A 13,692-nucleotide genomic window follows, 5' to 3' on the forward strand; every position below is an offset into this window, starting at 1 on the left:
AACCTATTTAAAATACCTGTTTAACTCAAAATAAGTCCTATTGTAACACTATTTGAACTTTTAGCGGAAAACCTATTTTTAAAACAATAAAAAAAGCCGGTAGTCACAAAACTTCCGGCTAAAATTTATATAAATTTCAGTTTTTACATTCGCTCTGGAACTTCAATTCCTAATAATTGGAATGCAGATTTTATAACTTCAGCCACTTTTTGAGAAAGCTGTACTCTGAAAATCTTTTTTGTCAAATCAACTTCACCTAAAATGTGAACAGATTGGTAGAACGAATTATATTCTTTTACTAAATCATACGTATAATTTGCAATCAAAGCTGGACTATGATTTTGCGCCGCATTTTGAATTACTTCTGGAAAAAGTTCGATTTGTTTTACCAATTCTTTTTCTTTTTCATGCAATTCTTCGATTTCAATTTTAGCCGCAAAATCAAAATCGGCTTTACGGATTATTGATTGAATTCTCGCGTACGTATATTGAATAAACGGACCTGTATTTCCAGCGAAATCAACAGATTCTTCTGGATTGAACAAAATACGTTTTTTAGGATCTACTTTTAAAATGTAATATTTCAAAGCGCCAAGACCAATTGTTTTGTACAATTTAGCTTTTTCGTCAGCAGAATAACTGTCTAATTTTCCTAAATCTTCAGAAATTTGTTTAGCTGTATCGGTCATATCTTGCATCAAATCATCTGCATCTACAACTGTTCCTTCACGGCTTTTCATTTTTCCTGAAGGCAAATCAACCATTCCGTATGACAAGTGATATAGACTTGAAGCCCAGTCAAAACCTAATTTTTTTAAGATTAAGAACAACACTTTAAAGTGATAATCTTGCTCATTTCCAACTGTATAAACCATTCCTCCAACATCCGGCATATCTTTTACACGCTGAATTGCAGTTCCAATATCCTGCGTCATGTAAACCGCAGTTCCGTCAGAACGCAAAACAATTTTACGGTCAAGACCTTCATCCGTCAAATCAATCCAAACAGAACCATCTGGATCTTTTTCGAAAACACCTTTATCTAGACCTACTTGTACAACATCTTTACCTAATAAATAAGTATTGCTTTCGTAGTAATATTTGTCAAAATTAACTCCAAGGTTTGTGTAAGTTGTTGCAAAACCTTCATAAACCCATTCATTCATTTTTTTCCAAAGCGCAATTACTTTTTCGTCACCAGCTTCCCATTTTTTAAGCATATCTTGTGCTTCAATGATAATTGGAGCCAGCTTTTTAGCTTCTTCTTCCGTTTTTCCAGTTTCTATTATTTGGTTGATTTCTGTTTTGTAAGCTTTATCAAACTCAACATAATATTTCCCAACTAATTTATCACCTTTTAAACCCGAAGTTTCAGGAGTTTCTCCGTTTCCGAATTTTTCCCAAGCCAACATTGACTTACAGATATGGATTCCACGATCGTTAATTATTTGGGTTTTGTACACTTTCTTACCCGAAGCTTTTAAAATTTCGGCAACAGAATATCCTAACAAATTGTTACGAACGTGTCCTAAGTGCAAAGGCTTATTTGTATTTGGAGAAGAATATTCCACCATAACCGCTTTTTCAGCTGGGTTTGGAGCAATAAATCCAAATTGTTTTTGATCTTTTATTCCGTTAAAGAAATCTACATAGTAACTATCCGAAATTACAATATTCAAAAAACCTGACACGACATTAAAGCGCGCCACTTCAGAAACATTTTCAACCAAGTAGTTTCCAATTTTGTTTCCTAATTCGGCAGGATTACTTTTGATGACTTTCAGAAGTGGAAAAATCACCATAGTAATATCGCCCTCAAACTCCTTTCTGGTAGTCTGAAACTCGATTTTATCTACTGAAACATCAAATAATGCTTGTATTGCTTTTTGTATAGAAGGTGTAAGAATTTGTGATAATGACATGTAAACTTATTTTAAAGTGAGCAAAGATACTGCTTATTCATCAATTACAGAAAATGAAAAACATATAAAATCGAACAAAACGTTTAGAATTTCTTAAAAATCACATGTTCTGGAATGTTAAAATTATCAAAAAATTAAAACGCTAATCTCCTACAAAACAACAGGTCACGATTTAAATTAAAAAATAATTCACTTTTTTTTGTAACATATCTAACATAAAAGAGTCTTAATAGTGACTTTGAAATTATTTAAAGCCAAAAAAAATCTAACAAAAACAAAAAAAACAATCATCATCAATCAAATCAAATAATCAATTATTTATTATGAAATTAAAAATTTTTCTGTTCGCATTATTCAGTTTAGTCGCAACAGCTCAGGCCCAAAATTCCGGGACGGTCACCGGAAAAATTATCGAGAAATCGAATAGCGCACCTATTTCGTACGCAACGGTTTCTATTAAAGAAAACGGAAAAGTAGTTTCTGGTGTTAACACAGATGACAATGGAGATTTTACAATCAAAAATTTAGCATTAAAAAGCTACACTATCGAAATTCAATATATTGGTTTCAAAAAATATGTTGGTTCTGTAGTTTTAGGTGAAAACCGAAAAACAGCTACAGTAAATGTTTCTCTTGAAGAAGAAGCAACGCAATTAAAAGGTGTAAATATTGTTGCTGAACGTTCGACAATTGAACAAAAAATTGACCGTAAAGTAATCACTGTAGGGAAAGATTTAACAACAGCTGGAGCATCTGCATCTGACATTATGAGCAATATTCCATCTGTAAACGTGGATCAAGACGGAAAACTTTCGCTTCGCGGAAATGACAATGTACGTGTATTAATTGACGGACGCCCATCTAACATTGACCCTGCTCAATTATTGAAACAAATTCCATCAACTTCTATCAAAAAAGTGGAGTTGATCACAAATCCAAGTGCAAAATACAATCCAGAAGGAATGTCTGGAATTATCAATATTATATTGCATAAAAGTGCTAACACTGGTTTCAACGGAAGCTACAGTGGCGGTATTACTTTTGGAGAAACTGCAAAATACAACCAATCACTTGACTTAAACTACAAAACAGGAAAAGTAAATTTCTTTGGAAACGGAGGACAAAACTTTGGTACGTATTACAACAAAGGAAGAATCCAAAGATTGGATCAAGATGTTGAGCAAAATTTGAAAATTTCTAACGAAAATGACAACTACTTATATAAGTTAGGAATGGATTATTTGATCAATGACAAAAATACTTTGTCATTCTATACAAATCAAAACAAATCAACTGGAAATGGAAATGTAATTACTGACATTGATTACAACAATGGTGATCCAAGTATTTTAAACATCTACCAAAATTCACTTTACAAAGGGCCAACAAAAACTGGAACTTACAATTTAGCTTACAAACACATTTTCAATAAAGAAGGACATACTTTAGATTTTGAAGGTAACTACAGCGATACTAAAGCAGAACAAAATGCAAGCTTTGATACTAAAACAACTAGACCTGACAACACTTCAAATAGCGTAGTTTACAGCGATCAAATTGGCGATCAAAGAAAATTGAGCACAATAAACGTTGATTATGTAAATCCGTTAAACGACAAAACTACACTTGAAGCTGGTGCTGAAGCTAGAATTACAAGAACAAACAACGATTACAGTACAGGTAATCCTCTTGTTCCTGTTGATGAAAGAGTTTCAAATTATACTTATGATACTGATATCTACTCAGCTTACGTAACATTTGGTCAGAAATTCAAAAAATTCAGTTACCAATTAGGAACTCGTTTCGAGAGCTATAAAGTTCAAGCGAATTTAAATCACGGCCAAGATAAATTTAATGATGATTATATTACTTTATATCCATCTGCTTATTTGACCTATAATTTAAATGAAAAAAATGTTCTTCAATTGAGCTACAGCCGTCGTGTTGACCGTCCAAGTATAGAACAAACTAAGCCAATTCGTGAGTTCTCAACTCCTTTAGTAACTTCATACGGAAATCCTGAATTGAGACCTCAGTTTACAAATTCTGTTGAAGTAAATTACACTAAAACTCTTGATAAAGGAAGCGTAACAGCTGGTGTCTTTGTTAGAAGCATCAACGATCAAATCAGCAGAACGTTAAGCCCAGATCCAAATGATCCGTCTGGATACAAACAAATTTTGAGCTACACAAACTACGATCACAATAGCGCATATGGTTTTGATGTTTCGTTGAATTACAAACTTACAAAATGGTGGGATATCCAACCATCTATTGATTTCTCAAGCATTAAACAACAAGGTGTTGTATTTGAATTTGATCCTACAACAAGTACAAGTGTACCTCACGAGCGCGCAGTTACGACTACGGCATTTAATGCTCGTATGAACTCAAACTTCAAACCAACAAAACGTTTAAGTTTCTTATTATTCGGTTTTTACAGAGGTCCAGTTGAAGATGTTCAGCAAAACAGACATGAAATGTACAAAATGGATATTGGTACACGCTATACATTGTTAGACAACAAAATGAATATTAGCGTACGTTTCAACGACGTTTTCAAAACAATGAAATATGCTTTCGACGGAATTTATCCTTATCCACAAACAGGTCAGTTTTCTTGGGAAAGCAGAACCGTTTATTTAGGTTTGACTTACAACTTTGGAGGAGGAAAAATCAAAAATTTACAGCGTAAACAAAGAGAAGATAACACTAATAAAGGTGGTGGCGGAATGTTTTAATCCCACTTTGATTAGTAGATTTTAATAGTTCTTGTAGAAAAGAAAAGCCTGGAGTATGCCAACTCCAGGCTTTTTTATTTTAGACGATTATAAAAAATTTCTCAATTCCTTAATTTCTTCCGGATTTGCAATTTCAGAATTATTAGTTATTGCAGAGGAATGATAAAAAGTTGGAGTTAGTTTATCTTGCAGTAACTTAATATTAGAAGATCGTAAACCGCCGCCCGGCATGATTTCTATTCGGTCTTTGGCTAATTTCTGAATATGCTCCAAATCAAAAATTCCTTCTTCAACGTTGATACCACGTCCGGATGTTAGAATGGTTTTGAAACCACATTCGATTACATCTTCAAGACCTTTTTCGATTGAATCTACAATATCAAAAGCGCGATGAAAAGTACAAGAAAGTGGATGTGCTAAATGAACCAATTCTTTGTTTTGCTTTTTATTTACTTTTCCATTTTCTTTTAAAATTCCGAAAACAAAACCATCAACTCCCAGTTTTTTATACTGTTTGATATCTTGTTTCATTTCGGTCAATTCTTCATCGGTGTAAACAAAATTACCGCCGCGAGGCCTTATAATGACATGCATTTTTATTTTTACGCTTTCGCGGACTTTCACTACTAAAATTGAATTTGGCGTTGTGCCACCAAGTTTCATGTTTTCGCATAATTCAATTCTGTCCGCACCGCTTTCTTGAGCAATCAATGCCGATTCATAATTGAAACACGCTATTTCGAGCTGATTTTTTTTCATTTTATTATTTTTTTGTCATTCCTAATGAAATCACATGATTTGGGATATCAAAAATAAAAAAACCTGCTCCAAAAATGAAGCAGGTTTCAAAAAATATAATGTAAGATGATTATTTTACCATTTAATAATAGCACTTGCCCAAGTGAATCCACTTCCGAAAGCAGCTAAAACCACTGTATCTCCAGATTTGATTTTTCCTTGTTCCCAAGCTTCTGTCAAAGCGATTGGAATAGATGCAGCTGTTGTATTACCATATTTCTGAATATTGTTATGCACTTGATCATCAGATAATTTGAATTTATTCTGAATGAACTGTGAAATTCTCAAATTCGCTTGATGCGGAATCAACATATCAATATCTGAAACTTGCAAACCGTTTGCTTCTAAACCTTCATTGATTACTTCGGCAAAACGAACAACTGCATTTTTAAACACAAATTGCCCATTCATATAAGGGTAATAACTTTCGTCGTTTGGATCGTTATCCGCAATAATATCCGTTACCCAGCGTGCGCCCATTCCAGGTGCTTGCAAAGCCAATTCCTCAGCATGTTGTCCTTCTGAATGTAAGTGCGTTGATAAAATTCCTTTTGTCAAATCTTCTTCACGGCTTAAAACAGCTGCTCCCGCTCCATCTCCAAAAATTACCGAAACACCACGTCCACGTGTTGTCATATCTAATCCTGTAGAGTGAACTTCAGAACCGATAACCAAAATATTTTTATACATTCCGGTTTTAATATATTGATCCGCTACAGAAATTGCATACACAAAACCTGAACATTGGTTTCTAACATCTAAAGCTCCAACAGTTCTCAATCCCAAATCTCTCTGAACCAAAACTCCTGGTCCTGGAAAATAGTAATCTGGACTTAACGTAGCAAAAACTACAAAATCAATATCTTCTTTGGCTACGCCAGAACGTTCTATTGCAATTTTAGCTGCTTTTACTCCCATTGAAGTTGTGGTGTCTTCTCCACGAATGATATGTCTGCGCTCCTGAATTCCGGTTCTTTCCTGAATCCATTCGTCATTCGTATCCATAATTTTAGACAAATCATCGTTGGTCACAACATTGGAAGGAACATAATATCCTAAGCCCGCTATTTTTGAATGATACATATTCTTTTATTGTTTGTTAAAAATTGGATTGCAAATTTACGTATAGTTTAAAACATAAGCATCCAAATTACTATTTTTTTCGTTATTAGCAATTTAATATATTTTAATTCTAAAGTTAGTTGAAACTATTTCTTTTGAAAAAAATCAGCTTTTTGCTAAAAATGATGAAAAGTATCTAAATTATGCTTTAAAATGTAACAAGATTAAAGTACTTTAGTCAAACTTTATGAATACCATTTTTTAAACCCCTAAAATTCAAATTATGAAATTAAAGGTTACACTACTCTTATTTCTAAACATTGGTTTTATTGCTTTTGCCCAAGAAAACTTAACGTATCAAAAACCATCAAAATCTATTTTAGATTTGGCTGATTATGAGCGTGCTCCTACCGTATCAATGGATACCAAAAAAGAATACATGCTATTAATGTATAGAAACACCTATAAAACATTAGATGACTTAAATCAAGAAGAACTTCGTTTGGGCGGATTAAGAATCAATCCAATTACAAATATATCAAGTACGGTAACGTATTTAAACAACTTAAAAATTCGCAAAATAAATAGTACTGCCGAAGTACAAGTAACAGGTTTGCCTACAAATCCAAAAATCAGCAATATTCTTTGGTCTCCAAATGACAAAAAAATATTGTTTTCGCACACTACTGCAACTGGAGTTGAACTGTGGGTTTTAGATGTTGCAACTGCCAGCGCTACAAAACTTACTGAAGCTACTGTAAATGCAAATCTTGGAAATCCGTTTAGCTGGTTTTTAGACAATGAGACTATTTTAGTGAAAATGCTTCCAAAAAACAGACAACCGTTATTGGATGCTAAAAAAGATTTGCCAACTGGACCAATTATCTCAAATACTTCTGGAGAAAAATCTCAAAACAGAACGTATCCTGATATGCTGAAAAACAAAAATGACGAAATTAATTTTGAGAACATTGTAACTTCTGAATTATACAAAGTAAAACTTAATGGCGATGCTGTTTTATTTAAAGATGCCGCGATGTATTTTGGAGAAAGAATTTCGCCAGATGGAAACTACATCATGTTGACTACAATTCAAAAACCTTTTTCATATGTAGTTCCTTTATACAGATTCCCTTCAAGAACAATTGTTTATGATGCAAGAGGAAAAGAAATCAAAACAGTAAACGAAGTGCCGTTAAGCGAAATAATGCCTAAAGGTTTTATGGCTGTTCGAAAAGGAAAACGTGAAATGGCATGGAGAAATGACAAACCTGCAACATTATCTTATGTAACAGCATTAGATGAAGGAGATCCTGCAAATAAAGTAGAATTTAGAGATGAAATCTTCCTTTGGGAAGCACCATTTACAAACAATCCGACTTCATTAGCAAAAACGCCACAACGTTTGAGTGATATTATTTGGGGGAACGACAACGTTGCTGTGATCTCTGATGAATGGTATGATACAAGAAATACAAAAACGTATTTAATCAATCCGTCAAATCCAAGTGAGCAGCCAAAATTAATCACAGACAGAAATTCGCAAGATGTTTATTCTGATCCGGGAGCTTTTGAGACTAAGAAAAACGAATACAACAAATATGTTTTAGCTATTGAAAAAGACAATGCTTTCCTAATAGGACAAGGATTTACTAAAGATGGACAGTTTCCTTTTATTGATGAATTCAATCTAAAAACATTAAAATCAAAACGTCTTTATACTTCTACATATAAAGACAAAAAAGAAGATTTATTAGAAATCGAAGATTTTAAATCAGGTAAAATTCTAGTTCAGATTCAGTCGAAAAGCGAATATCCGAACTATTATTTCAGAAACATAAAAAAACAGAACAGCCTGACTCCTATCACAGCTTTTAAAAACCCTTTTGAAAGCATTAAAAATGTGAGTAAAGAAGTAATCAAATACAAACGTAAAGATGGGGTTGAACTTTCTGGAACTTTATATTTGCCTGTTGGTTACGACAAGGTTAAAAAAGAAAAACTGCCTTTATTAATTTGGGCTTATCCTGCAGAATACAAAGACAAAAACAGTGCAGGACAATCAACTCAAAATTCAAATGAATTTACTACTCCTTACTATGGATCGTTTGTGTATTGGGTAACTAAAGGTTATGTTGTTCTGGACGATGCTTCGTTTCCAATTATTGGAGAAGGCACGACAGAACCAAATGACAATTTCATTTCGCAACTAGTCGACAATGCAGAAGCTGCAATTAATGCTGTAGATGCTTTAGGATACATCAATCGTAAAAAAGTAGCTGTTGGAGGACATTCATATGGAGCATTTATGACCGCAAACTTGTTGACACATTCTAATCTTTTTGCGTGTGGAATTGCAAGAAGCGGTGCTTATAACAGAACTTTGACTCCATTTGGATTCCAAACAGAGCAACGTAATTATTGGGAAGTTCCAGATGTTTACAACAAAATGTCGCCATTTATGAATGCTGACAAAATGAAAACACCAATTTTATTAGTTCATGGCGAAGCCGATAATAATCCTGGAACTTTCACTTTGCAGACAGAACGTTATTTCCAAGCTTTGAAAGGTTTAGGCGCCAATGCGAGAATGGTAATTCTGCCTAAAGAAGCACACAGTTATGTTGCCAAAGAAAACATTTTGCACTTGCTTTGGGAACAAGATCAGTTTTTAGAAAAATATTTGAAAAACTAATCACAATCTTAATTACTATATAAAACAAACCCGACAGGTTTTTTAAACCTGTCGGGTTTGTTTTTTTTAAGACGAAAGATTATCTAATTATCTAATTACAAATAATTCAATCCTAAGAAAATTTCCTGTTCAAGCGGCAAATCAATTTCACTTTCGAAAAAGATTAATTGTCTTTTAAAAACCGTTTCAATCAAGTAATGATTTCCTCTAAAATATGTCCTTCTGATTTTCACCGGAAGTTTTGATTCAGAAACCATTTTAAATTGGTGTGGATATACTAAGGTTTTATGATTTTCATCTTCATAATCCAATAATAAATGTGTTGCGACTTCATTCACTTCCCCAAATAAAGAGGCTACATATTTAGTTTGAGGGTCTTCGTAAATTTTTGCTGGATCACCTTTTGTAATTATTTCACCATTTCGCATTACAATTGCTTCATCTGCAAATGAAAGTGCGTCTGTGCTATCGTGTGTAGCAATGATACAGGTAATGCCTTTTTGCTTCAAATATCGAAACAAATTTCGACGCAAAGCATTTTTTCTAAAAGCATCGATTTGGCTGAAAGGTTCATCTAACAAGATTACTTCTGGTTCTAAAGCCAAAACTCTTACCAATGCTACTCTCTGCTGCTGACCACCACTCAAAAATTTCGTTTTCACATTAGCAAACTGCTCCATCTCAACCATTTCCAACAGTTCTTGAACGCGTAGTTTTTTCATATTTGCAAAACCATTCGACAAGAATTTCCCAACATTTTCTGCAACCGTTTCATAAGGAGACAAATCAAAATCCTGAGCCAAATATTTCATATACGGCATTCCGGGAATCAAATTGAACTTTGGTCCCAAAACTGGTTTTTCATCATAAAAAATCTTGCCTTCATCTAAATCATACAAACCATAGATAAGTTTAAGCAAGGTACTTTTCCCGCAACCGCTTTCACCTATAATAGCGATATTTTCACCTTTATTTACAGTAAAAGAAACGTTGTTTATAACGGGTTTATCAGTATACGAAAAAGAAATATTTTGAATATCGAGCATGAGTTGAATTTGAGAGGTCAAATTTACGATGTTTAATTTCTAAAGTCAAAAAAAAGCTGCTTCAATTATGAAACAGCTTTTTTTACATTTTATTTTATCTGAAATTATTTTCCAGCTTCGGCTTTTGCATCATTTACCATTTTGTCATTTGCAGTAATAGCAAACTCCACACGACGGTTTTGGCTTCTTCCTTCTGGCGTATCATTTGTTGCAATTGGATCAGCAATTCCTAAACCTGAAGTTTTGAAACGGCTAGCTTTTAATCCTTTTGAAACTAAATAAGCTTGAACAGAAGCTGCTCTTTGCCCTGATAATGTCAAGTTATAGTCTGGTTTTCCTGTGTTATCAGTATAACCAAAAATTTCAATATTAGTATCTCCGTATTCAGTAAATACAGGAATTAATTTATCCAGATTTGCTTTTGCTTGAGTAGTCAAAGTTGATTTATTAGTATCAAAACGAACAGCATTTTCGTTCAAAGTCAAGTGAATCCCTTCACCAACTCTTTCAACATCTGCACCAGGAAGTGCCTGATCGATTTCACGTGCTTGTTTATCCATTTTGTTTCCAATAAGAGCTCCAGTTCCTCCACCTACGGCAGCTCCAATTGCAGCTCCCAAGGCAGCGTTACCACCGTGACCTAAATTGTTTCCTAAAATACCACCAATTACACCACCCGCAACTGCTCCAATTCCGGCTCCTTTTTGTGTATTATTTGCATTTTGTACAGATTCACAGCTAGTAAAAAAACTAGCCACAACCATTAAACAGCTTAAACTTAAAACAGTTATCTTTTTCATTTTCTATATCTTTAAATATTAATTAGCTCTTTGAAATTGGTATACCACATCTTTAGTCTGACCACCAACATTAATGTTATCGATTAACTGAAAAGAACTTTCAGTCACTCCAGCAACTTTAAGTAAATAACCATCTCTTACTTTCTTAGCCTTTTCACCAGCATCAAGAATTTTAAGAATAAACATTCCTTGGTTGTTGATACTCCAAACAATTGGCGAATTAAATGCTGTGCAACTTGGAGAAGTCAAAGCCATCTTTCCTTTATTGTTGTTAGAAACAAAGCTCCAAGTACTGCCCACAAAACATTTTGAGTCGGCAAGATCAAATGAGTTAACTTTAATATAGTCAGAACCTGGATAAGATACATTAGTTAGTACCCAATTTCCTTTAAGCGCTACTTGAGTTGATTTGTCAAGTTTAGTTGAAAGTGTCGGTGATTGCGCTTCAGTTGAAGCAGTTGTAGACGAAGCTGATTTACACGCAAAAAACATCGTGGCGATCATGCAAATGAAAATTATTTTCTTCATTTTGTACATTTTTTAAGTTAATACTTACACGTTTAACAATTATTATACCACAAATATACGATTCGTTAAGATAAATTCTCTTCCAAAATCTATTTATTTTCTTTCAAAATTAACACTTCCGACATTTTGTCACCCAAAAAACAATTGGTATTCTATTTGAATAAATGAAAATCATCACATTAAACTCAAAAATTAAAAAAATATGACAACAGGTAAAATTAATGTTTCGGTAGAAAACATCTTTCCCTTAATCAAAAAGTTCTTGTACAGCGACCACGAAATCTTTTTACGTGAGCTGGTTTCAAACGGAACTGATGCTACTTTAAAGTTAAAACACCTTATCAGCATTGGCGAAGCTAAAGTTGAATACGGAAATCCAATCATCGAAATCAAAGTTGATAAAGAAGGAAAAAAAATTCATATTATCGACCAAGGTTTAGGAATGACTGCTGATGAAGTAGAGAAATACATTAATCAAGTTGCTTTTTCTGGAGCTGAGGAATTCTTGGACAAATACAAAGATTCTGCTAAAGACTCTGGAATTATTGGTCACTTTGGTCTTGGTTTCTACTCTGCTTTTATGGTTGCAGAAAAAGTTGAAATCATTACAAAATCATACAAAGACGAGCCTGCAGCACACTGGACGTGTGACGGAAGCCCTGAATTTACTTTAGAACCTGCTGACAAAACTTCACGCGGAACAGAAATCATTCTTCATATCGCCGAAGATTCTTTAGAATTTTTAGAAGATTCTAAAATCAGTGGTTTGTTGAGCAAGTACAACAAGTTCATGCCTATTCCAATTAAATTTGGAACAAGAACTGAAACGCTTCCAAAACCAGAAGATGCTCCAGAAGACTACGTTAATGAAACTGTTGAAATCGACAACATCATCAACAACCCAAATCCAGCTTGGACAAAACAGCCTTCTGAATTATCTGATGAAGATTACAAAAACTTCTACAGAGAATTGTATCCAATGCAGTTCGAGGAGCCTTTATTCAACATTCATTTAAATGTAGATTATCCTTTCAACTTGACTGGTATTTTGTATTTCCCAAAATTGGGTACAGACATGCAAATCCAAAAAGACAAAATTCAGTTGTACCAAAACCAAGTTTACGTTACTGATAACGTAGAAGGAATTGTTCCTGAATTCTTGACAATGTTAAAAGGTGTAATCGATTCACCAGACATCCCATTAAACGTTTCTCGTTCTGGATTACAAGCCGACGGAGCGGTTAAGAAAATCTCAAACTACATCACTCGTAAAGTTGCTGATAAATTAAAATCATTATTCAACGAAAACCGTGCTGATTTTGAAGCAAAATGGAACGACATTAAAATCGTTTTGGAATACGGAATGCTTTCTGAAGATAAGTTCTACGAAAAAGCTGGAGCATTTGTTTTATATCCAACTGTAGATGATACTTATTTTACCTTAGAAGAATTAAAAGAAAAACTAAAAGAAAACCAAACGGATAAAGATGGTAAATTAGTAGTTCTTTATGCAGGAAACAAAGATGCGCAACACTCATACATTGAAGCAGCAAAAGATAAAGGTTACGAAGTATTGCTTTTAGATTCTCCTATTATTTCACATTTGATTCAGAAAATTGAAAACGATAATAGCGATTTGACTTTTGTTCGTGTAGACTCAGATCACATTGACAATTTGATTAAAAAAGAAGAAAATGCAATTTCAAAATTATCTGATGACGAAAAAGCGGCTTTAAAAACTTCTTTGGAAGCTTATATTCCAAAAGCATATAGCGTTCAATTAGAAGCTATGGATTCGCAAGCGGCTCCATTCATTATTACGCAACCAGAATTTATGCGAAGAATGAAAGAAATGAGTCAAACTGGCGGCGGCGGAATGTTCGGAATGGGCAATATGCCAGAAATGTACAATTTGGTTGTAAACACAAATTCAGATTTGGCTTCTAGCATTTTGAACACTGAAGACAAAACACATCAAGAGCATTTGGTAAAACAAGCTTTGGATTTGGCTAAATTATCGCAAAATCTTTTAAAAGGCGAAGCTTTGACTGCTTTTGTAAAAAGAAGTTTCGAGATGATCAAATAAGATTTTCATCTTAA

At 33.7% G+C, this 13,692-nt stretch carries 9 protein-coding genes; 3 read left to right on the forward strand and 6 right to left on the reverse strand.

Features of this window, described 5'->3' with window-relative positions; all coding sequences use genetic code 11:
- Nucleotides 1-143 precede the first annotated feature (143 nt).
- The gene (gene argS, locus AAYQ19_RS14520) at nt 144-1,922 is read right to left on the reverse strand and encodes an arginine--tRNA ligase (RefSeq protein ID WP_343537197.1); all 1,779 of its coding nucleotides are present in this window, start codon (nt 1,920-1,922) and stop codon (nt 144-146) included.
- Nucleotides 1,923-2,245: 323 nt separating this feature from the next.
- Here argS and AAYQ19_RS14525 point away from each other — a divergent pair, with 323 nt between their 5' ends.
- Nucleotides 2,246-4,663, forward strand: coding sequence for a TonB-dependent receptor (locus tag AAYQ19_RS14525; RefSeq protein ID WP_343537199.1), 2,418 nt, complete (start codon nt 2,246-2,248; stop codon nt 4,661-4,663).
- An 87-nt stretch (nt 4,664-4,750) separates the two neighbouring features.
- Here the strand turns inward: AAYQ19_RS14525 and AAYQ19_RS14530 are convergent, their stop codons facing one another.
- Together AAYQ19_RS14530 and AAYQ19_RS14535 are read right to left on the reverse strand one after the other, a co-directional pair.
- Complete coding sequence (locus AAYQ19_RS14530) at nt 4,751-5,422, reverse strand: copper homeostasis protein CutC (RefSeq protein WP_343537201.1); 672 nt, start codon at nt 5,420-5,422, stop codon at nt 4,751-4,753.
- 114 nt (nt 5,423-5,536) lie between these two features.
- Nucleotides 5,537-6,544: a 3-oxoacyl-ACP synthase III family protein gene (locus AAYQ19_RS14535; RefSeq protein WP_115889760.1), complete on the reverse strand. Its 1,008-nt coding sequence runs from the start codon at nt 6,542-6,544 to the stop codon at nt 5,537-5,539.
- A gap of 262 nt (nt 6,545-6,806) precedes the next feature.
- Here AAYQ19_RS14535 and AAYQ19_RS14540 point away from each other — a divergent pair, with 262 nt between their 5' ends.
- Entirely contained in the window at nt 6,807-9,218 is a 2,412-nt protein-coding gene (locus tag AAYQ19_RS14540; RefSeq protein WP_343537202.1) for a S9 family peptidase, read from the forward strand.
- 95 nt (nt 9,219-9,313) lie between these two features.
- Here the strand turns inward: AAYQ19_RS14540 and AAYQ19_RS14545 are convergent, their stop codons facing one another.
- The 3 genes from AAYQ19_RS14545 to AAYQ19_RS14555 all read right to left on the reverse strand — a co-directional run bounded on the left by AAYQ19_RS14545 (nt 9,314) and on the right by AAYQ19_RS14555 (nt 11,592).
- Nucleotides 9,314-10,264 carry an ABC transporter ATP-binding protein gene (locus AAYQ19_RS14545; RefSeq protein WP_343537203.1) on the reverse strand — a complete coding sequence of 317 codons (951 nt, stop codon included), beginning with the start codon at nt 10,262-10,264 and terminating at the stop codon, nt 9,314-9,316.
- 104 nt (nt 10,265-10,368) lie between these two features.
- Nucleotides 10,369-11,064 carry a YiaD family glycine zipper/OmpA-like lipoprotein gene (locus tag AAYQ19_RS14550; RefSeq protein WP_343537205.1) on the reverse strand — a complete coding sequence of 232 codons (696 nt, stop codon included), beginning with the start codon at nt 11,062-11,064 and terminating at the stop codon, nt 10,369-10,371.
- 18 nt (nt 11,065-11,082) lie between these two features.
- Nucleotides 11,083-11,592: a lipocalin family protein gene (locus tag AAYQ19_RS14555; protein WP_343537207.1), complete on the reverse strand. Its 510-nt coding sequence runs from the start codon at nt 11,590-11,592 to the stop codon at nt 11,083-11,085.
- Between the two features lie 202 nt (nt 11,593-11,794).
- Between AAYQ19_RS14555 and htpG the strand changes: the two genes are divergently transcribed.
- Complete coding sequence (htpG, locus tag AAYQ19_RS14560; RefSeq protein WP_343537209.1) at nt 11,795-13,678, forward strand: molecular chaperone HtpG; 1,884 nt, start codon at nt 11,795-11,797, stop codon at nt 13,676-13,678.
- Nucleotides 13,679-13,692 lie beyond the last annotated feature (14 nt).

Origin of the sequence: Flavobacterium mesophilum, from assembly GCF_039581405.1 — a bacterium.
Taxonomy (GTDB): domain Bacteria; phylum Bacteroidota; class Bacteroidia; order Flavobacteriales; family Flavobacteriaceae; genus Flavobacterium.